At 59.5% G+C, this 19,936-nt stretch carries 18 protein-coding genes and 1 tRNA gene; 7 read left to right on the forward strand and 12 right to left on the reverse strand.

Annotated elements, in window-relative coordinates:
• Positions 1 to 57 precede the first annotated feature (57 nt).
• A complete protein-coding gene (gene flxY / locus Q5H93_RS13805; RefSeq protein WP_305007142.1) occupies positions 58 to 1,296 on the forward strand; it encodes a flexirubin biosynthesis putative acyl-CoA ligase FlxY in 1,239 nt (412 codons plus the stop codon).
• Here flxY and Q5H93_RS13810 read toward each other — a convergent pair.
• The 8 genes from Q5H93_RS13810 to Q5H93_RS13845 all read right to left on the reverse strand — a co-directional run bounded on the left by Q5H93_RS13810 (position 1,280) and on the right by Q5H93_RS13845 (position 12,640).
• Positions 1,280 to 2,524 carry an NAD(P)/FAD-dependent oxidoreductase gene (locus Q5H93_RS13810; RefSeq protein WP_305007143.1) on the reverse strand — a complete coding sequence of 415 codons (1,245 nt, stop codon included), beginning with the start codon at positions 2,522 to 2,524 and terminating at the stop codon, positions 1,280 to 1,282. The genes flxY and Q5H93_RS13810 overlap by 17 nt on opposite strands.
• 133 nt (positions 2,525 to 2,657) lie before the next feature.
• Positions 2,658 to 4,328, reverse strand: a complete 1,671-nt coding sequence (locus Q5H93_RS13815) for a phytoene desaturase family protein (protein WP_305007144.1) — start codon at positions 4,326 to 4,328, stop codon at positions 2,658 to 2,660.
• A 60-nt stretch (positions 4,329 to 4,388) separates the two neighbouring features.
• A complete protein-coding gene (locus Q5H93_RS13820; RefSeq protein ID WP_305007145.1) occupies positions 4,389 to 5,564 on the reverse strand; it encodes an efflux RND transporter periplasmic adaptor subunit in 1,176 nt (391 codons plus the stop codon).
• 25 nt (positions 5,565 to 5,589) lie between these two features.
• On the reverse strand, positions 5,590 to 10,011 hold the full coding sequence (locus Q5H93_RS13825; RefSeq protein ID WP_305007146.1) for a CusA/CzcA family heavy metal efflux RND transporter: 4,422 nt from the start codon (positions 10,009 to 10,011) through the stop codon (positions 5,590 to 5,592).
• 198 nt (positions 10,012 to 10,209) lie between these two features.
• Positions 10,210 to 10,629: a hypothetical protein gene (locus tag Q5H93_RS13830; RefSeq protein ID WP_305007147.1), complete on the reverse strand. Its 420-nt coding sequence runs from the start codon at positions 10,627 to 10,629 to the stop codon at positions 10,210 to 10,212.
• Positions 10,630 to 10,704: 75 nt separating this feature from the next.
• A complete protein-coding gene (locus tag Q5H93_RS13835) occupies positions 10,705 to 11,550 on the reverse strand; it encodes a DUF3037 domain-containing protein (RefSeq protein ID WP_305007148.1) in 846 nt (281 codons plus the stop codon).
• Positions 11,547 to 12,359 (reverse strand): HipA family kinase, encoded by an 813-nt coding sequence (locus Q5H93_RS13840; protein ID WP_305007149.1) that lies wholly within the window; start codon positions 12,357 to 12,359, stop codon positions 11,547 to 11,549. Before Q5H93_RS13840 ends, Q5H93_RS13835 begins: the two co-directional genes overlap by 4 nt.
• Positions 12,360 to 12,567: 208 nt before the next feature.
• A tRNA-Lys gene (locus tag Q5H93_RS13845) sits at positions 12,568 to 12,640 on the reverse strand.
• Positions 12,641 to 12,794: 154 nt separating this feature from the next.
• Here Q5H93_RS13845 and Q5H93_RS13850 point away from each other — a divergent pair.
• The 3 genes from Q5H93_RS13850 to Q5H93_RS13860 all read left to right on the forward strand — a co-directional run bounded on the left by Q5H93_RS13850 (position 12,795) and on the right by Q5H93_RS13860 (position 15,300).
• A complete protein-coding gene (locus Q5H93_RS13850) occupies positions 12,795 to 13,493 on the forward strand; it encodes a hypothetical protein (protein ID WP_305007150.1) in 699 nt (232 codons plus the stop codon).
• A gap of 163 nt (positions 13,494 to 13,656) precedes the next feature.
• The gene (locus tag Q5H93_RS13855; RefSeq protein ID WP_305007151.1) at positions 13,657 to 14,481 is read left to right on the forward strand and encodes an MOSC domain-containing protein; all 825 of its coding nucleotides are present in this window, start codon (positions 13,657 to 13,659) and stop codon (positions 14,479 to 14,481) included.
• 147 nt (positions 14,482 to 14,628) lie between these two features.
• Positions 14,629 to 15,300: a DUF2461 domain-containing protein gene (locus Q5H93_RS13860; RefSeq protein WP_305007152.1), complete on the forward strand. Its 672-nt coding sequence runs from the start codon at positions 14,629 to 14,631 to the stop codon at positions 15,298 to 15,300.
• A gap of 209 nt (positions 15,301 to 15,509) precedes the next feature.
• Here Q5H93_RS13860 and Q5H93_RS13865 read toward each other — a convergent pair whose 3' ends face one another.
• The gene (locus tag Q5H93_RS13865) at positions 15,510 to 16,133 is read right to left on the reverse strand and encodes a deoxynucleoside kinase (RefSeq protein ID WP_305007153.1); all 624 of its coding nucleotides are present in this window, start codon (positions 16,131 to 16,133) and stop codon (positions 15,510 to 15,512) included.
• Positions 16,134 to 16,270: 137 nt separating this feature from the next.
• Here Q5H93_RS13865 and Q5H93_RS13870 point away from each other — a divergent pair, with 137 nt between their 5' ends.
• On the forward strand, positions 16,271 to 16,696 hold the full coding sequence (locus Q5H93_RS13870; protein ID WP_305007154.1) for a hypothetical protein: 426 nt from the start codon (positions 16,271 to 16,273) through the stop codon (positions 16,694 to 16,696).
• Positions 16,697 to 16,814: 118 nt separating this feature from the next.
• Here Q5H93_RS13870 and Q5H93_RS13875 read toward each other — a convergent pair whose 3' ends face one another.
• On the reverse strand, positions 16,815 to 17,201 hold the full coding sequence (locus tag Q5H93_RS13875) for a hypothetical protein (protein ID WP_305007155.1): 387 nt from the start codon (positions 17,199 to 17,201) through the stop codon (positions 16,815 to 16,817).
• Positions 17,202 to 17,315: 114 nt separating this feature from the next.
• Here Q5H93_RS13875 and Q5H93_RS13880 point away from each other — a divergent pair, with 114 nt between their 5' ends.
• Together Q5H93_RS13880 and Q5H93_RS13885 are read left to right on the forward strand one after the other, a co-directional pair.
• A complete protein-coding gene (locus Q5H93_RS13880; RefSeq protein ID WP_305007156.1) occupies positions 17,316 to 17,837 on the forward strand; it encodes a GNAT family N-acetyltransferase in 522 nt (173 codons plus the stop codon).
• 85 nt (positions 17,838 to 17,922) lie between these two features.
• On the forward strand, positions 17,923 to 18,150 hold the full coding sequence (locus tag Q5H93_RS13885; RefSeq protein ID WP_305007157.1) for a CDGSH iron-sulfur domain-containing protein: 228 nt from the start codon (positions 17,923 to 17,925) through the stop codon (positions 18,148 to 18,150).
• A 261-nt stretch (positions 18,151 to 18,411) separates the two neighbouring features.
• Here Q5H93_RS13885 and Q5H93_RS13890 read toward each other — a convergent pair whose 3' ends face one another.
• Both Q5H93_RS13890 and Q5H93_RS13895 read right to left on the reverse strand, forming a co-directional pair.
• Positions 18,412 to 19,449, reverse strand: a complete 1,038-nt coding sequence (locus tag Q5H93_RS13890; protein WP_305007158.1) for a hypothetical protein — start codon at positions 19,447 to 19,449, stop codon at positions 18,412 to 18,414.
• 100 nt (positions 19,450 to 19,549) lie between these two features.
• Positions 19,550 to 19,804 carry an acyl-CoA-binding protein gene (locus Q5H93_RS13895; protein ID WP_305007159.1) on the reverse strand — a complete coding sequence of 85 codons (255 nt, stop codon included), beginning with the start codon at positions 19,802 to 19,804 and terminating at the stop codon, positions 19,550 to 19,552.
• Positions 19,805 to 19,936 lie beyond the last annotated feature (132 nt).

Here is a 19,936-nt window from a genome sequence, read left to right on the forward strand (position 1 = left end):
TTTACAATGAGCCCACTTGAGCGTGCATCGGCAGCTGAAATAACTGATTTTCAGAACATGGCACTACGCCAGCAGCTGGCCTATCTGGCACACAACTCCCCGTATTACCAGCGTCAGTTTCGGGAGCAGCATATTAATGTGGCTGACATTCGCACGGTGGCTGATTTGGCTCGCCTGCCATTCACTACCAAAGACGACCTGCAGCGCCACAACTGGGATTTTCTCTGCGTGCCGCGCAACCAGGTAGCCGAGTATTCCAGCACCTCGGGCACGCTGGGCGAACCGGTGATTATCGGGCTGACCAAGAATGACCTGGCACGCTTATACCGCAATGAGTATCTATCGTTTGGCTGCGCCGACGGCGGCGCCGACGACGTGTATCAGCTCATGCTGACGCTCGACCGGCAGTTTATGGCGGGCATTGCGTACTATGGCGGCTTGCTGGAGCTGGGCGCCGGCATTATTCGGGTGGGGCCGGGCAATCTGGCGGCGCAATTGGCCAATATTCAGCAGCTTCAGCCTACGGCGCTGGTAGCGGTGCCGTCGTTTATCAGCAATCTGCTGGCTTTTGCGCAGGAGCAGAACATAAACCTGAATGACAGCAGCATACGGAAGATAGTTTGTATTGGCGAAAGCATCCGACAGGAGGATTTTCAACTCAACGCCCTGGCGCAGAAAATCACCGGCCAGTGGCCAAACGTGCAACTGTATTCCACTTATGCCTCGACCGAAAAGCAGACGGCCTTTACCGAATGCGGCCAGGGCCAGGGCGGGCATCACCAGCCCGAACTCATTGTTTTTGAAATAGTGAACGAGGGTGGCCAACTGCTGAAGGCTGGCGAAACCGGCGAGCTGGTCATCACCAATCTGGGTGTCGAAGGCATGCCGCTGTTACGCTACAAAACCGGCGACCTCTGCGCGTATTACGATGCGCCCTGCGCCTGTGGCCGCACTACCCGGCGCCTCGGGCCGATTGTTGGGCGCAAGCAGCAACTCATTAAATACAAAGGCACTACCCTATATCCGCAAACGATATTCAACGTTCTGAACTCGTTTGCAGAAATTGCTGCCTACGTAGTGGAAGCCAGCCGAAGTGCGCTGGGTACTGATGAGCTGACGGTTACCGTAGCCTTTCGGAGTGAGGACTGGGTAGAAGCACCAGCGCGCCTGCGCCAGGCCCTGCAGGCGGGGCTGCGGGTGCTACCCACGCTGCTCGTGGCGCCCCTGCCCGCCGTGCTGGCCCGGCAGCAGGCCGATGGCAAGCGCAAGCCTTCGGTTTTTATTGACCGGCGTTAGCGGCTTCCATCCGCACCAGCTTGGCCAGCGAGCCCAGCACGCGGGCGTGGTGCTTCACGTAGGGGTTTTCCAGGTCCCAGACGTAGCCGGCTAGCACGGAGCAGATTTGCCGCTTGATTTCGGGGTCGGGGTTGGCGGCGTAGATAATATCCTGCAGCGTACCATTGTACCAGCCCATGACATAGGAGCGGAACGTGTTGACACCCTGCATGGTAGGCGCCACGTAATCCTGCTGCCAGTCGACGGGCCCGCCGGCCAGTTGCTGGCACACCAACTGCGCCGCCCGGTGCCCCGATACGGTGGCCAGGGTTACGCCGGAGGAGAAAATCGGGTCCAGAAACTCCGTCACGTTGCCGGTGAGCACGAAGCCGTCGCCAAAAAACCGGTCAGTAGTGACGGACCAGCCTTCGAGCAGGCGCGGCTCCATGACGAAGGCACTGTCGGCAAAACGGCGGTTGGTGAAGGCGTTGGTTTTGATTATCTGGCGAAGCTGCTCGCTCACCGAGCCTTCAAACTGGTCAAAGAATTCCGGATTTCCAACGAAACCTACTGATGTGTAGCCGTTGGAAAATGGTATCACCCAAGCCCATACTTCGCCTTCATGGGAAATGATGGTGATGCGGTCGGGCTCGTCGAACGTGTAGCGTTTCGGGTCTTCGAAATGCGCGAAAAGCGTTTTGCGGCCGGGCAGGTTCGAGGGACGGTCGAGCTTGAACAGGCGCGGGATGACACGGCCGTAGCCGCTGGCGTCGATGATAAAGCGGGCTTTGACGTTGCGCTCCTGGCCGGTGGGTCCTACGACTTTGGTAATCGAATCGGTGCCAAAAAACTCGATGTCAGTAACTTCTGTTTCAAAATCCACGGGCACGCCCATTTTCCGGACTTCGGTGGCTAACAGGTTGTCGAAGTCGGCACGGGGCACCTGCCAGGTCCAGTCCCAGCCCGTGCTGAATTTGTTAGAGAAATCAAAATCAGCAATTTGCTCGTCTTTAACGAACTTGGCGCCGAATTTTTTCTGGAATCCCTGGGCTTCGAGGGCAGGCACGAAACCGGCGGCATCGAGGGCCTCCATGCAGCGCGGCAGCAGGCTCTCGCCAATGACGAAGCGCGGAAACATCATCTTCTCGACAATCCGCACCGAATAACCAGCCTGATTCACAATCGATGCCGCTACCGTACCCGATGGCCCGGCGCCAATCACCAACACATCAATTTCCTCAGAATCCATGCCTGTTCGTAGCGTGTGCTAATTTTTTCGATTAAAACCGGATTAATCCGAGAGCAATTTAGCATGGAAAACCGAATAACGCTGCGTGAGAAGCGTACGCCCGGTTGGGGAAGCGGGAATGGCCGTGTGGCACTTACTTAGCCCCTGGTGTAGTGGCCTGAAAACGCCGCTGCCGGTCCTGCATTTTAGCTCTGACCCATTCGGGCCAGGTAGTGGCATCTTCCGCTTCGTAGATGCGAAGCTGCTGATTATCGTCGGGTTGCAACAAATCGCGCATGCCACAACCCAGGATAGTGGCGGCCGTCTGCACGCCCGAATAAGTGGCGCCGGCCACGCCATGCGACAAAATGCTAGCCCCGCAGAGGTACAGGTTTTCGATTTCCGAGCGGTTGCGGAAGGCGAATGGACCCGTTTGCCAAAAGGTTTTCTCAGTGCCGTACACGTTGCCGCGGGTGGCATTGACGTAGTATTCATTGGTGAGCGGCGTGCCCAGCTCGACCTGCACAATGTGCTCGCGCACGCCGGGCAGGGCTTTTTCCACGCTGTTGAGCAGCTTCTGAGTCAGGCGCTCCTTGAACTCGGCGTAGGCGGGCGTGTGGTAGTCGCCGCTGGTTGCGAAGGGCTTGAAAGCCTCGTAATTAATAAAGGTGACGACTTCAAGGTTGTGGTGTCTGCCGTTGAAGCTCGGGGGGTCTTTGATGGTAGTACAGCTGAGGAAAATGGCTGGAAACTCGTCGCCATTTAGCAGGTCTTCAGTCTGCATTTCGCTGAATAACTGGTCCAAATCAGGCTGATTCAGCATCCAGATGTTGCCCGAATCGAGGCCGGCCTGGCGCGCGTCCATGTCCACGGTCAGGAAGAGCATTAGCGAGGTCACGGAGTAGCGGGTTTGGGCCAGTTTGCGGCGCAGCTTTTCGCCGATGTGCTCGTGGCCGACGAGCTGGAAGGTTTTGGCGGGGTCGGCGTTGGAGAGAATTTGGGTGGCCGTTAGCTGTTCGCCGGTGGCCAGCTCCACGCCGGTGGCGCGGTATTTCTTGCCGGTTTTTTCCAGTAATATTTTATTGACCTTCTGGCTGGTCCGAATCTGGCCGCCGTGCTTTTTGATGGCCGTGGTGAAGGCCTTGACGATGGCACCGCCTCCCCCGCTGGGATAAAATCCACCCCGCAGGTAATGGCCCATCACGGCGCAGTGGAAGGGGAAGCTGGCCTGCGCGGGCGGCATGCCGTGGTCGCCACACTGCACGTTGAGGATGCCTTTGAGCAGCGGGTCTTTGATATGCCAGTCGATGACTCGCCTGAGGCTGAACAGGCCGTATTTGCCTAGCTGCGCGGTGCGAAACGGAATGGTGATATTGTCCCAAAACCCTTTCATTCTGGGAATTAACTGCAACTGCTCGTTAACGGTTTGCACCAGTTGCAGGTACTTCTGGATGCCCGCCCGCTCCTGCGGAAAGCGGCGGCTCAGGGTTTCGCTGAGCTCGTCTATGTTAGCCGACAGGTTGATGCGTTCGTCGCCAATCCAGCAGTGTTCGTAGGCCTGCGGGTTCATGCGAAAGAACACCAAGTCGTTGGCCACGCCCAGCGCCGAGTACAACTCGTGGGTAGCTGCGCCTTTGTCCAGCAAACCAATGTAATGGACACCGGGGCTGAAGCGTTGGCCGCCCAGCGTGAAGCTGTGGCACCAGCCACCGGGCACATCGTGCTGTTCGAGCACCAGTACTTTTTGGCCGGCGCGGGCCAGGCAAAGCGCAGCACCCAGGCCGCCCATACCAGAGCCGATGATAATAGTGTCGAAATCAGGCAAAACGTGAGGTATTTAGGTTAACCGTTACGAAACTAATCAGAGGGAGGTTAAGAGCCCGCTCTATTCGTCCGCATCAGCTCCTTTGCTCATCTCGGCGTTCAGGAAATATGCCCCCTGCCGCACCAGCCGCAACGTGTCGGCCACGGGGTCGAGGAGCGTAACGGCCACATCACCATCCTGGCTGGCGCCGGTGCGCACGCGCAGGCGGCGGAAGGTGCTGCCAGCTTTATTCTGGTGCTGGCGCACAAAGGCGTAGCTCAACTCGCCCGCTTCCACGATAGCGCCTTCCGGCAGCGTGCGCTGACGGCGGCGACCGGTCTGGATATGAGCGGCCACAAACTGACCGGGCAGCAGCGCCTCGGCCCCGGTTTCGAGGTGAGCGTGGACGGTAATGGTATGGCCGGGGTCATCAAACACCTTGCTAACCAAGAATACACGGGCGCGCTGCTCGGGCGCGCTGGCTCCTAGTGCAGGCACGCGAAAACGAATTAATTGGCCGGGTTTCACCTTGGCAATGTCTTTTTCGAAGACTTTGAGCTGCAGATGTAGGTCGTCGCGGCTCACTACTTCCACCAGCACATCCTGCGGATTCACGTACTGACCAGGGTTGATTTTCACCGACTTCACGTAGCCGCCCACGGGTGTGGTAAGCGCCACCGTGGGCACGATGCGGCCGGTGGCGGCCAACTGCTCCAGCTGCAGGCCCAGCTGACGGAGCTGGGCGGCCAAGCCCTGCTGCGCGGCGCGCTCACTGGCGTAGTCGGCTTCGGCCTGCTGGAATTTGCGTTTGGCTCCCACGTCTTCGGCGTCGAGGGTGCGTTGGCGGGCGAGGTCCTGCTCCAGGAAAGTGACGCGGGCGCGGCTTTGCAGGTAATCCTGCTGGAGCTTGAGGTAGTCGGGGTGGCGCAGTATCGCCACGGTGGCCCCCTGGGCCACGCGCTGGCCGGGCAATACCTTCACTTGTACTACATAGCCTCCCATCACCGCCGAGATGGAAGCCAGGTTTTGCGGCGGCACGTCGATGACGCCGTTGGCCTGCACGTCGGTGCTGAGGTCTTTGAAGTCGAAAGTGCCGGTTTCGATGCCTGCGGCCTGGTACTGGGCGACGTTGATGGTAACGAGGTCCGGGTCGGCGGTTTCGGTGGGCGCTTCGGTGGCGGGCGGGGTTTTGTCGCCGCAGCCAGCCAGGGTGGCCAGCAGCAATACCAGCGCGAAATATTTATTGGAGAAAATCATAGCGAAGATGCTGGTGCGTCGCGATTTAAGGATTGACGCCAGCCAAGGCCAGCAGACTGGTAACGTACTCATTGTACTGGCGCACTTGGTTGAGGTACGCCTCCTGAATCTGCCAGGCGGGCTGGGTGTTTACCACGTAGGTGACGTAATCGATGTCGCCGGCGCGGAAGCTTTTTTCGGCGGTTTTGATAATTAGCTGGGCCTGGGGCAGGGCACTTTGCTCGTAATAATCGAGTGAGGCGCGGGCCTGGGTGAGTTGCTGGCGCAGGCCGGTGAGCTGCCCGCGCAGCTGCAATTCGGCGTAGCTAAGCTGCGTAGCGGCCTGCTCCTGCCCTACTTGGGCGGCGGCGATGCGGGCGCGCTGCGTGCCCCCCAGCAGCGGCAGCGACAGGCCTGCTTGCGCCACCTGATAGCCGCGTACGCCGCCGATGCTTTGGTTGAAATAGCCCACCCGCACATCGGGCAGGCGACGCAGGCGTTCCACGCGGGTTTGCTGCTCGCTGAGTTGCACCTGCTGGCGCAAGGCGCTTATCGTGGGGTTACTGTCGGTGGTTACTCTCGCGGTATCGGCCGGGGCAATGCGTAGCACCGGGTTGCTCAACGTGTCGATAACCACCAATCGGTCAGCCCCCAGCAGCAGCCCCAGCTGGCGGCGCTGCACCAGCAGCTCGGTGCGCAGCACGGCGAGGCGGTTTTGCAGCTCGCGGCTGCGGGCCTCGGCCGATACTTGTTCGAGCCGGTCGGTTTCACCCACTTGGTAGCGCAGGCGGGCGGCCTGGGCGGCGCGGCGGTAGAGGCTGTCCTGCCGCCGGAACAGGGCGGCGCGGCGGTATTCCACCAGCAGGCCGTAGTAGGCGGCGCGGATGCTGCGGGCCAACTCGCGGCGCTGGATGTTAGCGCGTTGCTCGGCGCTGCTCACCTGAGTTTCGAGCACCCGGCGCTGGGCGGCGTAGAGCGTGGGAAAAGCCAGCTGCTGAATGACGTTGAAGCTGTAGTCGATGCTGGCATCGGAAATCTGGCCGCGCTGGCCATCCACGATGGTGCGGGGCACATCGTAGCCGGTGCGGGTGAGGGCCTGCTGACGCTGCACGTCGAGCGCGGCTTCCTGCACCAACAGGCTTTGGCCCAGGCCGTTTTGCAGTGCCTGGCTTAGCGAAAGTGGACCGGCTGGCGGCGGGGCTTGGGTGGGTGCGGCGGTTGAGCCGAAGGTATTTTGAGCCTGGGTAATACCTGGCAACAAGCTCAATACAAACAGCAATAGCCCCACCGTTACGGGCAGCACGGTGTTTCCCCCAATCGGTTTTGGTGCATCAGCAGTATCCGCCGAAGGCTCGTCGTCCGGCTTATCATCATTCTTCACCACCAGCGTGTACACCACCGGCAGCACCACCAGCGTGAGCAGCGTGGCCGAAATCAGTCCGCCAATAACCACCGTGGCTAGCGGCTTCTGCACTTCGGCCCCGGCCGAGGTAGACAGCGCCATCGGCAGGAATCCTAATGAGGCCACGGCCGCCGTGAGCAGCACCGGCCGCAGCCGCTCGGCAGTGGCGCGGAGTACCCGCTCGCGTACATCGGTTACACCTTCATGGGCTAGTTCATTAAGACTGGCCATGAGCACAATCCCATTGAGCACCGCCACCCCGAACAGCGCAATAAAGCCCACCCCGGCCGAAATGCTGAATGGCATGTCGCGCAGCCACAGCACCAGCACGCCGCCGATGGCCGCCAGCGGGATACCCGAAAACACCAGCAAAGCTTCCTTCACCGAACGGAATGAGAAGTACAGCAGCAGGAAAATCAGCAACAAGGCAATGGGCACCACCACTTCGAGGCGGGCCACGGCGCGCTGCAGGTTTTCGAAGGCACCGCCGTACTTGATGGTGTAACCGCTGGGCAGGTGCAGGCGGGTATCAAGCCGGACCTGAATATCTTGTACCAGACTCTGCACGTCGCGGTTACGCACGTTCACGCCGATATTGATGCGGCGGCGGGCGTCGTCGCGCGAAATCTGCATCGGGGCGTTGCGGAAGGCTACGGTGGCCACGTCTTCGAGGGGAATCTTGTGGCCGTCGGGTAAGTCCACGAGCAGGCGGCGCAGGTCGTCGAGCCCGCGGCGGTGCAGGCTGTCGAGGCGCAGCACGAGGTCGTAGCGGCGCTCGTTTTCATAGATTTGGCCGGCTACTTCGCCCGCAAAGCTGGCTCGTAGCAATGTATTTAGCTCGCTCACTTTCAGGCCGTACTGGGCCAGCTTCTGGCGGTCGTAGCTCACGCGCAGCTGGGGAAGGCCAGCAATCTGCTCCACCTTCAGGTCGCCTACGCCGGACAGGGGGCGGATGAGGGCTGCAGCCTGTTGGGCTTTTTCAAAGAGCACGCCTTGGTCTTCACCGTAGATTTTGATACTGATGTCGGCTTTAGCCCCCGAAATCAACTCGTTGAACCGCATTTGGATGGGCTGCTGAAACTCCAGGTTCACGCCGGGCACGCCGGCCAGGGCGTGTTGCATCTTGTTGGCCAGCTCTTCGCGGCTGCCGGCGCTGGTCCACTCGCTACGGTCTTTCAGGATAATCATCTGGTCGCCATCTTCCAGCGACATAGGGTCGGTAGGTATCTCCGAAGTCCCGATTTTAGCTACCACCTGCGTGATTTCAGGAAAATTCCGCAGTAGGATTTTCTGTACCTGATTATTCGTAGCAATGCTCTGAGCCAGCGACGAGCCCGGGGCCAGCGTTACGTTCACAGCAAAGTCGCCCTCGTCGAGTTGCGGGATGAACTCGCCGCCCAACCGCGTAAACAGCCAGCCGCCCAGCACCAGCAGCGCCAGCGCGCCGCCCACCACCAGCCCCCGCGCCCGCAACGCACCTTTAATCAAAGGCGCATAGCCGCGCTGCACCCAGCCCATCAGCCAAGCGGCCAGCCGGCCTTCCGACTTCACCCCCTTGCGCAAGGCCCAGGCCGACACGGCAGGCACGTAGGTCAGACACAGCAACATGGCCCCGATGATGGCGAAGCTCACCGTCAGGGCCATGGGCCGGAACATCTTGCCCTCGATGCCGGTGAGGGCCAGGATGGGGAAATACACGATGAGGATGATGAGCTGCCCGAACAGCGCCGAGCGCATGAGCCGGGTGGCGGCGGCCTCGGCCACCTCGTCCACGGTCCCCGCCTGCGCCTTGGTGGCCTGGTGCACGAGCTGGAAAATCATGGCTTCTACGATGATAACCGCACCGTCCACAATCAACCCGAAGTCCAGGGCCCCCAGGCTCATCAGGTTGGCCGACACGCCGAACGTCCGCATCAGGGCCAGCGCAAACAGCATGCACAGCGGAATCATGCTGGCTACCACCAGCCCGGCCCGCAGGTTGCCGAGCAGCAGCAAGAGCACCAGCACCACAATAACTCCCCCTTCGATAAGGTTCTTCTCCACCGTTTTAATGGCTTTGTCGATGAGCTTGGTGCGGTCCAGGAACGGGTCGATGACCAGGCCTTTGGGCAATGTTTTCTGAATTTCAGCCACCCGCTCCTTCACGCCCTTAATAGTAGCTTCCGACGACTCGCCCTTGAGCATCAGCACGATGCCACCCACGGTTTCGCCCCGGCCGTTGCGGGTGAGGGCCCCGTAGCGCACGGCGTGGCCGAAGCGCACCTCGGCCACGTCGCGCACCAGCAGCGGGGTGCCCGGCGCGGCCTGCTTTATCACGCTGCTCCCGATGTCGGCCAGCGAGGTGGCCCGCCCCTCGCCCCGGATGAAGTAGGCGTTGGGCCCGCGCTCCAGGTAGGAGCCGCCGGTGTTGGCGTTGTTCTGCTCGATAGCCGCGTACAGCTCGCCCAGGCTTACGTTGCTGGCGGCCAGGCGGTCGGGGTCCACGGCCACTTCGTATTGCCGCACATAGCCGCCGAAGCTGCTTACTTCCACCACGCCGGGCACGCCCGCCAGCTGGCGCTTCACCACCCAGTCCTGGATGTCGCGTAGCGCGGCCAGCGAGTAGCGCCCCTCGTAGCCCGGCTGCACCCGGATGGTGTACTGGTAGATTTCGCCCAGGCCAGTCGTAATCGGGGCCATCTGCGGCGTGCCCAGCTCCGGCCCCAGGCTGGCCTGCACGGCGCTGAGCTTCTCGCCCACCAGCTGCCGGGTGAGGTATGTATCCACCTCATCCTCAAACACCACCGTAATCACCGACAGCCCGAAGCGCGAAATCGAGCGGATTTCGGTCACCTTCGGAATGGTGCGCAAGCTCAGCTCCAGCGGAATGGTGATGAGCTGCTCCACCTCCTGCGTGGCCAGCGCCGGGCTCTGGGTAATCACCTGCACCTGGTTGTTCGTGACGTCGGGGATGGCATCGAGCGGCAGGTTCACCGCCGAGTACGTTCCCCAGCCCACCAGCCCCGCCACCAGCAGGACCACGAGCAATTTGTTGCGGACACTGGCCGCAATTATCCTCGATAACATAAAGTTAGCTTTTGGCACGGAGTCGTGCCGGGCGGTCCGCAGCCCCCGCCGGGCAGCCGCCTGGCCCCACGCCCACGCCGCAGCAGCCGCGTTTGCCAGGCAAAACGCTCACCGCCACGCACTCCGTGTAATTCCCACAATAGAAGAAGGCCCCGCCACCTCACGGGGCAGGCACACTACGCCCAAGGGCGGCAATCCCTAGGCTCGGGGCGGTTGCAACAAGGCCAGCAGCGGCCGGAAGGCGTACCGCGCCTCGCGCTCCCAGCCGTAGCTCCGGCCATGGAAGACCGGGCGCGCGGCTGCCACCGGCAGCACCGGCTGGGCCGTCGGCAGCACAAACGCCACCGCCGCGCAGCCATGATGGCAGCGCAGGGGCAAATCGTGGTGGTCCTGCTTGTGGCGGCTATTTATCCCAGTACCAGCGTAGTGCCGGGTGCCCGCCCCGTAGTGCTCGGCCAGAAACTGCAGCAGCGTGAGCCCACCCGCCGCGGGCGTTTTATGAAAGCGGTAGTGCTGCACCAGCTGCGGCAGCTTCGCCAGCTCCGCCAAGTCGTGCTGCGGCACCAGGCCACCCACGAACATCAGCATCGCCAGGAAGAGGGACAGCAGCCGTTTCATCGGGGGCAAAGGTAGGGGGAAGAACACAGCACAAAAAGAAAGCTCCGACTAAACTTGTCGGAGCCTCTCTTATAACTAGCTAGTCGGATGCCTGTTAACGTACTCTCGCAAATTACGCGCAAGCAACTCTGCATCGGCCTCGCCTAACACATCAACTTTCAGATTTTCACCTTCAGCTGATTTAAGCTTTTGTTCTACAAAATGCCACAAATCAATATCGTGTGCAGGGGCTGCAGTAAGAAAATGAACATGAACTGGTTCAACACTAGAACGCAGTTCATTTAGGAGACCGAACCATTTGTATGCCTTAGCCTTCACCGTATCTGGACGCTCCAAATCAAAAGTTACTGCCTGGTAGCAGTGCAATGCTCCATTTTGATAAGTCTGTTCAAAAGGGATGGCATCATGCGCTGTTGGAACAACTCTCGGATACAATTTCGATGTAAGTCGATACTTATCAAAGTATTTTTTGTAAGTCTGCCGCCAGACGTCGTCATCAGAAGGCCTACTTGGCGTAACGGAATCCGCGTATCTCAGCACTAACCTCTCAAATAGATTATGAAAGGTGACATCTGGGAACATTGTTATCCCTTTTTTGACGTCACTCCATTGCCAAGCAGCATCGTTTTTAGGAATAAGCTTTCGAGTTACTTGTTCAAGGTTGTTTATTGGCTCTAAATCAAGCTCCTCACTTAACGCTTTCCCTTGTTGATTTAGTGTATTCTCTATGTGCCGAAGCACTGAATGCAATTTTCTTCCATCTACATCGGAGAAAAAATCTGATACCCGTTGTATACGAGGTAACATCGCCGCGCTCAAAAACCGAGTTTGCGGCTCAAAAAAGACGATACCTACATTCACAAATTCCCCAGTCAGGTAATCGTGCACGTAGTGTAGCAACTGATACTGATAGGTTTTCATGTTGAAGTGATACGGTTAAGATGCGCAGCAAATTCTTCTACGTGCGCAACCATTTCGTTGATATGGTTTTCGATTACTGCTCTTGCTCCTGTTTGCCATTCAGGAGGTATATGGCTGTAAGCGGAATGCCAGAAATCGGCATCAATATTTTGAAAATTAACGCATAGGGTGTTAAAATCAATCCTTTTTCCACGTAGCTGGTTAAAAAAATAATGGTTGCGAATCCAATACAAATCAGCTTCAGGAATCAACCATGACTCCTTGACAGGAAAAAGCGACTGCGTAAAGGAAAAAGCTAATTCGTGGTCCAATATGATTACATCATTACCATCGGTCAACATATTCTGCTTTTCGAGACGCCGGTCGGTATTCTGAATAAGAACATCAAAAGCAAATATTAATTTAGCATATTCCTGTTCTTTTGGGTTAAGAGACTGGTTGTTTGCAAACTCACGCATACCAGGTCTAAAAACCGAACCGTAGTTATGCCCTATTGAACGACTAACTAAATCATAACTAGGATGTCCCTTTATTGTCTGTAAGAATTCATTACCTACCGTTACTAACACAGGTTCAACAGCATTAAGTCCAACTTGCCAAGCAGCAAAGCAGCCTAACATTTCGCGTTCAAATGCTGCAGCCGTCATACGCTCTCCTCCCTTGCCTTTCAGGACATACTCTCCTTCGCTTGCCGTTTGCTCACAGAACCCTCTAATGAGAAGAGGCATATTAGCACCACTGGTGAAAATTCTGCCTGGCTCCAGTGCTAAAACGTGAGGCAAATAATAACTAGGGTCGGTTACACGCATAAGGCTACAAGATTTAGAGGCACAATGTACAGTCCTTATTTGAAACTCTCTACATTCCTCCTACTAGTAGAGGTAGCTTCCTAAGTTATCGTGTCTGGGGTAGTAGCATTTTTTACATCTTGTAAGTAATGTTTAAGGTCAGACCGTTGGCAAAACTGTTAGCAGAAAAACACAAAAGCCCCTCCACGTATCGTGAAGAGGCTTTGAGTGATTCCGCTGGGATTCGAACCCAGGACCCGTACATTAAAAGTGTACTGCTCTACCAGCTGAGCTACAGAATCAGTAGCTTTGGGCTTTGAAACGGTGCCATACCGTTTTTGTGGGTACAAAAGTACGAGGACTTTTTCGGAATACATAACCTTGGCTCAAAAAAAACTCTCTCCCCGTGCTGCGTTGGCCCTTTTGGGCGTTTTAATCCTGTTGCCTTTCTGGGGGTTGGGAGCTGATTTCGGGGGAATAAATTTTTTCAATTCGGGGGCCAGCAAGCCCGGCGCAGAGCTGCTGCGGGCCGATTCGCTGTTCGCGGCGGGTCAGTTTGCGGCGGCGGCGCCCCTCTATCGGCAGCAGGTGTGGCAGCGGCGGCAGGCCTCGCCGCAGCTTTTGTTGCGCATGGCCTTTGCCCAGCAGCAGCTCGGCCACTACCCGGCCGCCATGCTCTACCTGAGCTTGGCGCAGGCCCGGCAGCCGCGCCTGCGCACCTGGCGGCAGCTCACGGCCCTGGCCACCCAATACCGGCTGGTAGGCTACCCCAACACCTGGCAGCAGGACTGGCGGGTGCAAATTCAGCGCTATTACTACACCGGCCTGCAGGTGCTGCTGGGCGGGGCCGTGGTGGGCATGGTGTGGCTGCTGCTGCGGCGGCACCGGGCGCGGCCGCGCGGCTGGCTAGCCTATTTCGCCTACCTGCTGCTGACGGGGGCCTACCTCTACTGGCTGCGGCCCACGCCCGCCGCCCTCGTGGCCCGGGCGGGCGCGGCCATCATGGGCGGCCCCAGCGCCGGGGCCCCCTGGCTGAGCACAGCGGCCGTGGGCGACCGGCTGACGGTGCTGGGCACCCAGGATATCTGGTACCGCGTGCAGTGGCAGCAGCACGATGCGTTTGTGAGGCAGGCGGATTTGTTGGTGGTGGAGTAAGGGGCGGCAGAGGAAAAAAGAACGTCATGCAGAGCGCAGCGAAGCATCTCGCGTGTGGTAGTAATTTCTAACGATTGGGATTACTGCTGCACGCGAGATGCTTCGCTGCGCTCTGCATGACGTTCTGGTTTTTGCTCTTCCTGCCTCCCCTACCTTTGCCCCCATGTCTGCTTCGCTTACGCTTTCCGGTCTCGTTCTCTATCCCGTCAAATCACTAGGTGGCTACGCGGTGCCCACGGCCGAAGTCACGCCCCGCGGCCTGCGGCACGACCGGCGCTGGCTGATTGTGGACGAGCGCAACCGCTTTATGACCCAGCGCCAGCACGCCGAGATGGCGCTGCTGACCGTGGCCCCGGCCTACAACGGCTTCCTGCTCAGCCACCGGCAGCGGCCGGAGCTGCTGCCGCTGTTCGTGCCCTTCGAAGCGACGGCGGATAAGACGCTGTTCGTGACCATCTGGGACGATATGGTGTGGGCCTGGTGCGGTGCCCCCGAGGCCGACGAGTGGCTGAGCGAGGCGCTGGGCCGTAGCTGCCGCCTGGTGTATATGTCCGACATGGTGCGGCGCGAAGTGGAGCCCGAGCGTAACCCCGCCGGCACGCTGGTGAGCTTTGCCGACGGCTACCCCTTCCTGCTCATCGGCGAAAGCGCGCTGACCGACCTCAACGCCCGCCTGCCCGAAGCCGTGCCGATGGACCGCTTCCGCTCCAACCTCATCTTCAGCGGCGGCGCGGCCTACGACGACGACGCCTGGGCCGACTTCACCATCGGCGAACTGCCCTTCCGGGCCGTGCGCGGCTGCGGCCGCTGCGTGCTGACGACCATCGACCAAACCACCGGCGAGAAAACACCCGGCGGCGAGCCCCTGCGCACCCTAGCCACCTACCGGCAGGCGGGCAGCAAAACGCTGTTTGGCCAGAATGTGACTGGCCCGGCCGAGGGGTATTTGCGGGTGGGCGACAGGATTACCGTGCTTAGCCGGAAGTAGGGGCTAGTTAATGGTTAAGAGCGAAAGAGGTTAGGGCACTGGGCATTCGGTATTAGGTGTTTGGTTTCAGGTATTGGGATACTCGTTTCACCCAACTCCCAACTCACAATAAGTGAATCCGCCAGCCCGTTTTTACGTTCTGGCTGCATGGATTTACAATACCTACTTGACTTTCTGAGGCGGCTGGCAGCCAACAACAACACCGCCTGGATGGCCGAGCACCGCGCCGACTACCAGCGCGCCCGCGCCGCCTGCACCGAGTTGGTGCGCCAGGTGCTGGCCGCCGTCTCCCCCACCGACCCCGACCTGGAAAACCTCACGCCCGCCGACGTGATGTTCCGCCTCCACAAGAACGACCGTAGCCAGCGCGACCCCGAGCCCTACAAGCGCCGCATGGGCGCGGGTTTCAAGCGCGGCGGGCGGCACGCCGAGCGGGCAGGCTATTTCCTGGCCGTGCAGCCCGATGGCATGTCTTGGCTGGGGGCGGGCACCTTTTGGCCCTGGCCGGCCATGCTGGCGGCCATTCGGCAGGAAATCCACTACAGCCCCGACGAGTTTCACCGGCTGCGGCAGGCCCCGGAGCTGTTGCAGCATTTCCCTTTGGGGCTGGAGCCGACCGGGCCCCAACTTGTGCGCCCGCCGAAAGGCTACGCGGCCGACGACCCTGATTTGGCTTGGCTGAAGCTGAAAACGTTTGGCGTGGGGCAATATTTCAGCGATTCGGAGGTGCTGGCGCCGGATTTTGTGGCGCGGGTAGCGGCAGGGATGGCGGCGGCGCGGCCGCTGGTGGGGTTTCTGAATGAGGCTATTGGGGGATAGAACGACAAGCTCCCCTCCTGCTAAGGAGGGGATGTGAGCGCCGAAGAGGCGCGAACGGGGGTGGTTAGGCCGTTCGCGCCGTCAGGGGTTTACTGGGTTTGTTCCAGATTCATCCTAACGGCGCGACCGGTTCAACCACCCCCGTTCGCCGCTCTTCGCGGCTCACATCCCCTCCTCTTCTGAGGAGGGGAGCTTTGTTCTTTCAACCCTTAAAACAGCCCGAACAGCGTGCCGTTAATCTTGTCGATAATCGTCCCGAGGTCTTCGGGATTCTTGACGTAGTCGAGCTCGCTCACGTCCACAATGAGGTGGCGGCCGTGGTTGTAGCCGCTAATCCACTTCTCGTAATGCTCGTTGAGGTTTTTGAGGTACTCGATGCTGATGCTGTTTTCGTAGTCGCGGCCGCGCTTCTCGATTTGGTTGATGAGCTTTGAGAGGTCGGCGCGCAGGTAGAGCAGCAGGTCGGGCGGCTCGACGAGGCTAATCATCGACTCGAAGAGGGCGTAGTAGTTGTTGTAGTCGCGGGTTTCGAGCAGGCCCGACTCGTGCAGGTTGGCGGCGAAGATGTGGGCGTCTTCGTAGATGGTGCGGTCCTGGATGATGCCTTTGCCGGCTTTCTGCAGCTGCTTGATTTGCTGGGTCTGGCGGAAGCGACCGTTCAGGAAGTACACCTGCAGGTGGAAGGCCCAGCGCGGCATGTCGGCGTAGAAATCCTTGAGGTAGGGATTGTCGTCTACGTCTTCCAGAAAAACCTCCCAGCGGAAGTGATGAGCCAACTTATGGGCCAGGGTGGTTTTGCCGGCTCCGATGTTGCCGACGATGGCAATGTGCATAACGCTGCGCGCAGGTAAAGAATAAGAAAATAGCGTGACCCCAAAGATAAGCCCGCCGCCGGGATGCCCCCGCTATTTATTCTCATAAAAAAGCCCTATACTTGAGTAGTATTCCCGGCTTATTCACTTGCTGCGCCATGTCCTCCGCCGAACCCACCCTCCTGCTGGCGCTCACCGACGACCACGGGGCGCCGCTAGCCGAATACTTCCACTACCCCGCCGACGAGCTGCTCTACGTGCGCTGGCACGGCCAACTCAATGCCGATGTGGTAATTAAAGGCTCCCAACAAGGTCGCAACTGGCGCGAGGCAATGCGCTACACCCGGGTGCTCAACGACAAAAGCGACACCGGCGGCGACTGGCGCGAGGCCCTGCCCTGGCTGCAATACGAATGGCTGCCGCTGGCCCTGGGCGCCGGCATCCGGGCCATGGCCTACGTCTTCTCGCCCGACCGGGACAACCGCTTTGCCAGCCAGGAATTTATCAACACGATACGCCCGCACATGGCCATCGAGCTGTTTGACGACGTGGACACGGCGCTGGCGTGGCTGCGGACGCAGTAAGATGACGGAGTATAAAGAACGTGTCATGCTGAACGCAGTGAAGCATCCTTTCACGCCTCAACGATTTCGTCCGGACGTGAGAGGATGCTTCACTGCGTTCAGCATGACAGGCGGTTAATTACCGTGTCCGCGTACTTTTCAGCGTTTTAAATTCCGTTTGAGCGGCCCGGATGCGCACCCGCTCCTCCAGCGGCAGCCCGCTGTGCACTACCTGGTAGCGCGCCACCAAACGGCCCAGCACCTGCTCGGCCTCGGTCCACTGGCGGTAGTTCCAGCCGCGGCGCTCTTCGCGCACCACGCTGATAAAGTGGTCGAATAGGTCCGGTAGCTCCTCGGCGCGGGCTTTGCTCAGGTCGATGGTTTCGTTGAGAAAATGCTTCTGCAGGTCTTCGTCAGTTGCAGGTGTGGTTTGGGTGACGGTGGTTTTGGTGGTGGTCGTGGTCTGGGCGTGGGTGGTGACCGAAGCAATTCCCAGCAGCACGAGCAGGCAAAACGATGATTTCATAAGGCAGATAAACTGGATGGTTGGGACGGCCGCTAACGCAATTGGCGGGCCAAGCGTACAGCTACGCGGCCGACTTATTCAAATTTTCGGCGCAATTTCGCGTTTTGCTGCTATATGACCTCTGCCCCCGCCGCCTTGCCGCGCATCGTTGCCGCCACGCTCCAGGATATTCCGACCATCATGCGTCTGGCCGAGGCCACCTGGGAGCCTACCTACCGCTTCATCATCTCGCGCGAGCAGATTGAGTACATGTACCGGGTGATTTACACCCCCGCCTCGCTGAAGCGGCAGATGCAGGAGCAGCACCATACCTTCCTGCTGGCGTACCTTGATGATGAGCCCGCCGGCTACGCCTCCTTTGGCCCCCTGCCGCAGGAAGATGGCACCATTGCCTTCAAGATGCACAAAATCTACGTGCTGCCCACGCGGCAGGGTCAGGGCCTGGGCCTCTACCTCATCGAGGCGGTGGAGAATGCGGCCCGCACCGCCGGCGGCAATTTCCTGGAATTGAACGTCAACCGCTACAACCCGGCCATCAGCTTCTACGAGCGGCGCGGCTTTGTGCGGCAGCGCGAGGAGGACATTCCCATCGGCCCGTATTTCATGAACGACTACGTGCTGCGCAAGGAGTTGTAAGCAGCATTTTCCCAAATTTTCACCGATGAACGGGCTGCTTGCAGGCGGCCCGTTTGTTTTTTATCCAACCTTTTTCCCCACTGTTATGTCAGTAAAACTTACGGTTCTCTCCAACGGCTCGCTCCGCGTGGAAGGCGAAAACATTGAGCTCGTCGATGCCCAGGGCCAGCCCTACGGCCTGGGCGGCCGCCAGCGCATCAGCATCTGCCGCTGCGGGCTGTCGAAGCAAAAACCTTTCTGCGACGGCTCGCACAAAGGCCATTTTGAGCACGACGCCACAGCGTTTGACCTACCAGCGCCCAAAACCGCTTAACCCAGCCAGCCGCAACGCGGCAACACGTTGGTAGAAATACCCTCGCCCATGAAAACCAGAGCCGCAACGCGGCGGCACCTTACGCAGGGTGCCGCCGCGTTGCGGCTCTGGCTTGTTCTATCAAACCCAGGCTACCAACGTGTCGCCGCGTTGCGGCTGGCTCGCAATCCTGAGCTAATGGTTAGCGGTTAGCGGTTAGCGGTTAGCGGTTAGCGGTTAGCGGTTAGCGGTTGAACGTCATTAACCCCTAACCATTAACCATTAACCACTAGCCTTCGGCCTTCCCAGCAGCATCAGCTTGATGTGCAGGCGCACCACGTCACCCATGCTGTGGCAGTTGTTGAAGAAAGTGCCGCCGTAGTGGTGGTTTAGCTCGGCGCAGAGCTGGGTGACTTTGACGGGCGGGGCCAGCTCGTCGGCGCGCATGGCGTCCATGAGGGCCTTGAGGCGGTAGCGCTCGGTGCGTACGCGGCGGGCAATGAGGGTGCGCTCCTCGGCCTGGTACTGGCGGATGGCCTCGGGCTTGAGGTGGCGGGCGCACATGTCAATGACGGCCTTGTTGTCCTTGAAAAACTGGGGCAGATACATCGTGCGGCGGCCCTCGTAGCTCTGCTGGTCGAAGTCGATGGCGCGCACGCGGTACTGCTCGTCCTCGAAGTCGGGGGTAATGGCAATGACGTAGTTATAGGCCCGCATGTCGCCGAGCAGGCGCACGAAGCAGCGCTCGTTGAACTTTACGAACTCCTTGGCCAGGCGCACTTGGTTGAGGTGGGGCTGCGGCAGGTGCTGCTTGATAAAATCGTCGCCCGGAATGCCGATGATGTGCTCTTCGATGAGCGTATCGCCATCCACCAGAAAGTTAATGCGGTTGGGCGAGAGGACGTGCTCCAGCTCCAGGCCGTAGAGGCGCGAGGCGTCGGCTTTCTTAACGTAGAAATAGTCGTAGTTGTCGTTCAGCAAATTGACCACGCGCACCCGGAAGGGATGCGAATTGCCAAAGTGGCAGTAGTCGATACGGTCGGCCACGAGCTGGTCGGAGAAGGACGAGTCGCCGGCCAGCCGCAGCTGCGCGTACACCGCCACCAGGCCCTCGCTGAGCTCGCGCAGGGCGCTGGGCTCGTAAAACACCGTCTGCCAGAGCGTGTCCTGGCCCTTGCGGTCGTGGCGCGGGTAGCTGCCGCTGTAGCGCAGCAGGTCGGCGTAGGTCACGGGCAGCGGGGCGGCGCGGTCGTAGTCGGCCAGGTAGCGGCGCAGCGCGGGGCTGATGGGGTAGCTGGGCTTTTTGCGGGAGATTTCCATTGGGAAGGGTATAAGGGTATGGGGGTAAGAGGGCAGGAGGGGAATTGGCGGACCTAAAGCCCTCTTACCCTCCTACCCACCTACCCTCCTACCCTATTCTTTACCCCGCCAGCTCGCTCACCAGCTCTACGTATTGCTGGCGGGCATCGTCCTGGCTGGTGCCTTTCAGGCTGGTCCAGGCGTCGTATTTGGCAATGGCTTTGAAGTCGAAGCCGCCGGGGCGGTCGCCGCTCACGTCGCCTTCGGTGGCTTGCTTGTAGAGGGCGTAGAGCTGGAGCAGCACCATGTTGGAGGGTTTGGTGGGCAGCTGTTGGGCGCGCTGGGCGGCGGCTTCGAAGTCTTCGGGCGTGGTCATGGGGAAAGCGGTTTGGTGAGTTGAAATTTGTTCGTCTTGCCTAACAAACCTACGAACGAGCGGGCAAATCAAAGCGACGTAAGGGCAAGGCTTAGCTACGCCCCTACGTCATTCCGAACCTTGAAACGCAAA

It is taken from the genome of Hymenobacter aranciens (assembly GCF_030580865.1).
GTDB classification, from domain to species: Bacteria; Bacteroidota; Bacteroidia; order Cytophagales; family Hymenobacteraceae; genus Hymenobacter; species Hymenobacter aranciens.

Bases quoted from the DNA above. Each gene is read 5' to 3' on its own strand.
- Q5H93_RS13885 (WP_305007157.1), top strand. From the start codon at position 17,923: ATGTCAGTAAAACTTACGGTTCTCTCCAACGGCTCGCTCCGCGTGGAA.
- Q5H93_RS13840 (WP_305007149.1), bottom strand. From the start codon at position 12,359: ATGCGTGTAACCGACCCTAGTTATTATTTGCCTCACGTTTTAGCACTG.
- Q5H93_RS13895 (WP_305007159.1), bottom strand. From the start codon at position 19,804: ATGACCACGCCCGAAGACTTCGAAGCCGCCGCCCAGCGCGCCCAACAG.
- Q5H93_RS13830 (WP_305007147.1), bottom strand. From the start codon at position 10,629: ATGAAACGGCTGCTGTCCCTCTTCCTGGCGATGCTGATGTTCGTGGGT.
- Q5H93_RS13820 (WP_305007145.1), bottom strand. From the start codon at position 5,564: ATGATTTTCTCCAATAAATATTTCGCGCTGGTATTGCTGCTGGCCACC.
- Q5H93_RS13865 (WP_305007153.1), bottom strand. From the start codon at position 16,133: ATGCACATTGCCATCGTCGGCAACATCGGAGCCGGCAAAACCACCCTG.
- Q5H93_RS13835 (WP_305007148.1), bottom strand. From the start codon at position 11,550: ATGAAAACCTATCAGTATCAGTTGCTACACTACGTGCACGATTACCTG.
- Q5H93_RS13870 (WP_305007154.1), top strand. From the start codon at position 16,271: ATGTCCTCCGCCGAACCCACCCTCCTGCTGGCGCTCACCGACGACCAC.
- flxY (WP_305007142.1), top strand. From the start codon at position 58: ATGGCACTACGCCAGCAGCTGGCCTATCTGGCACACAACTCCCCGTAT.
- Q5H93_RS13860 (WP_305007152.1), top strand. From the start codon at position 14,629: ATGGATTTACAATACCTACTTGACTTTCTGAGGCGGCTGGCAGCCAAC.
- Q5H93_RS13855 (WP_305007151.1), top strand. From the start codon at position 13,657: ATGTCTGCTTCGCTTACGCTTTCCGGTCTCGTTCTCTATCCCGTCAAA.
- Q5H93_RS13875 (WP_305007155.1), bottom strand. From the start codon at position 17,201: ATGAAATCATCGTTTTGCCTGCTCGTGCTGCTGGGAATTGCTTCGGTC.
- Q5H93_RS13825 (WP_305007146.1), bottom strand. From the start codon at position 10,011: ATGTTATCGAGGATAATTGCGGCCAGTGTCCGCAACAAATTGCTCGTG.
- Q5H93_RS13880 (WP_305007156.1), top strand. From the start codon at position 17,316: ATGACCTCTGCCCCCGCCGCCTTGCCGCGCATCGTTGCCGCCACGCTC.
- Q5H93_RS13810 (WP_305007143.1), bottom strand. From the start codon at position 2,524: ATGGATTCTGAGGAAATTGATGTGTTGGTGATTGGCGCCGGGCCATCG.
- Q5H93_RS13890 (WP_305007158.1), bottom strand. From the start codon at position 19,449: ATGGAAATCTCCCGCAAAAAGCCCAGCTACCCCATCAGCCCCGCGCTG.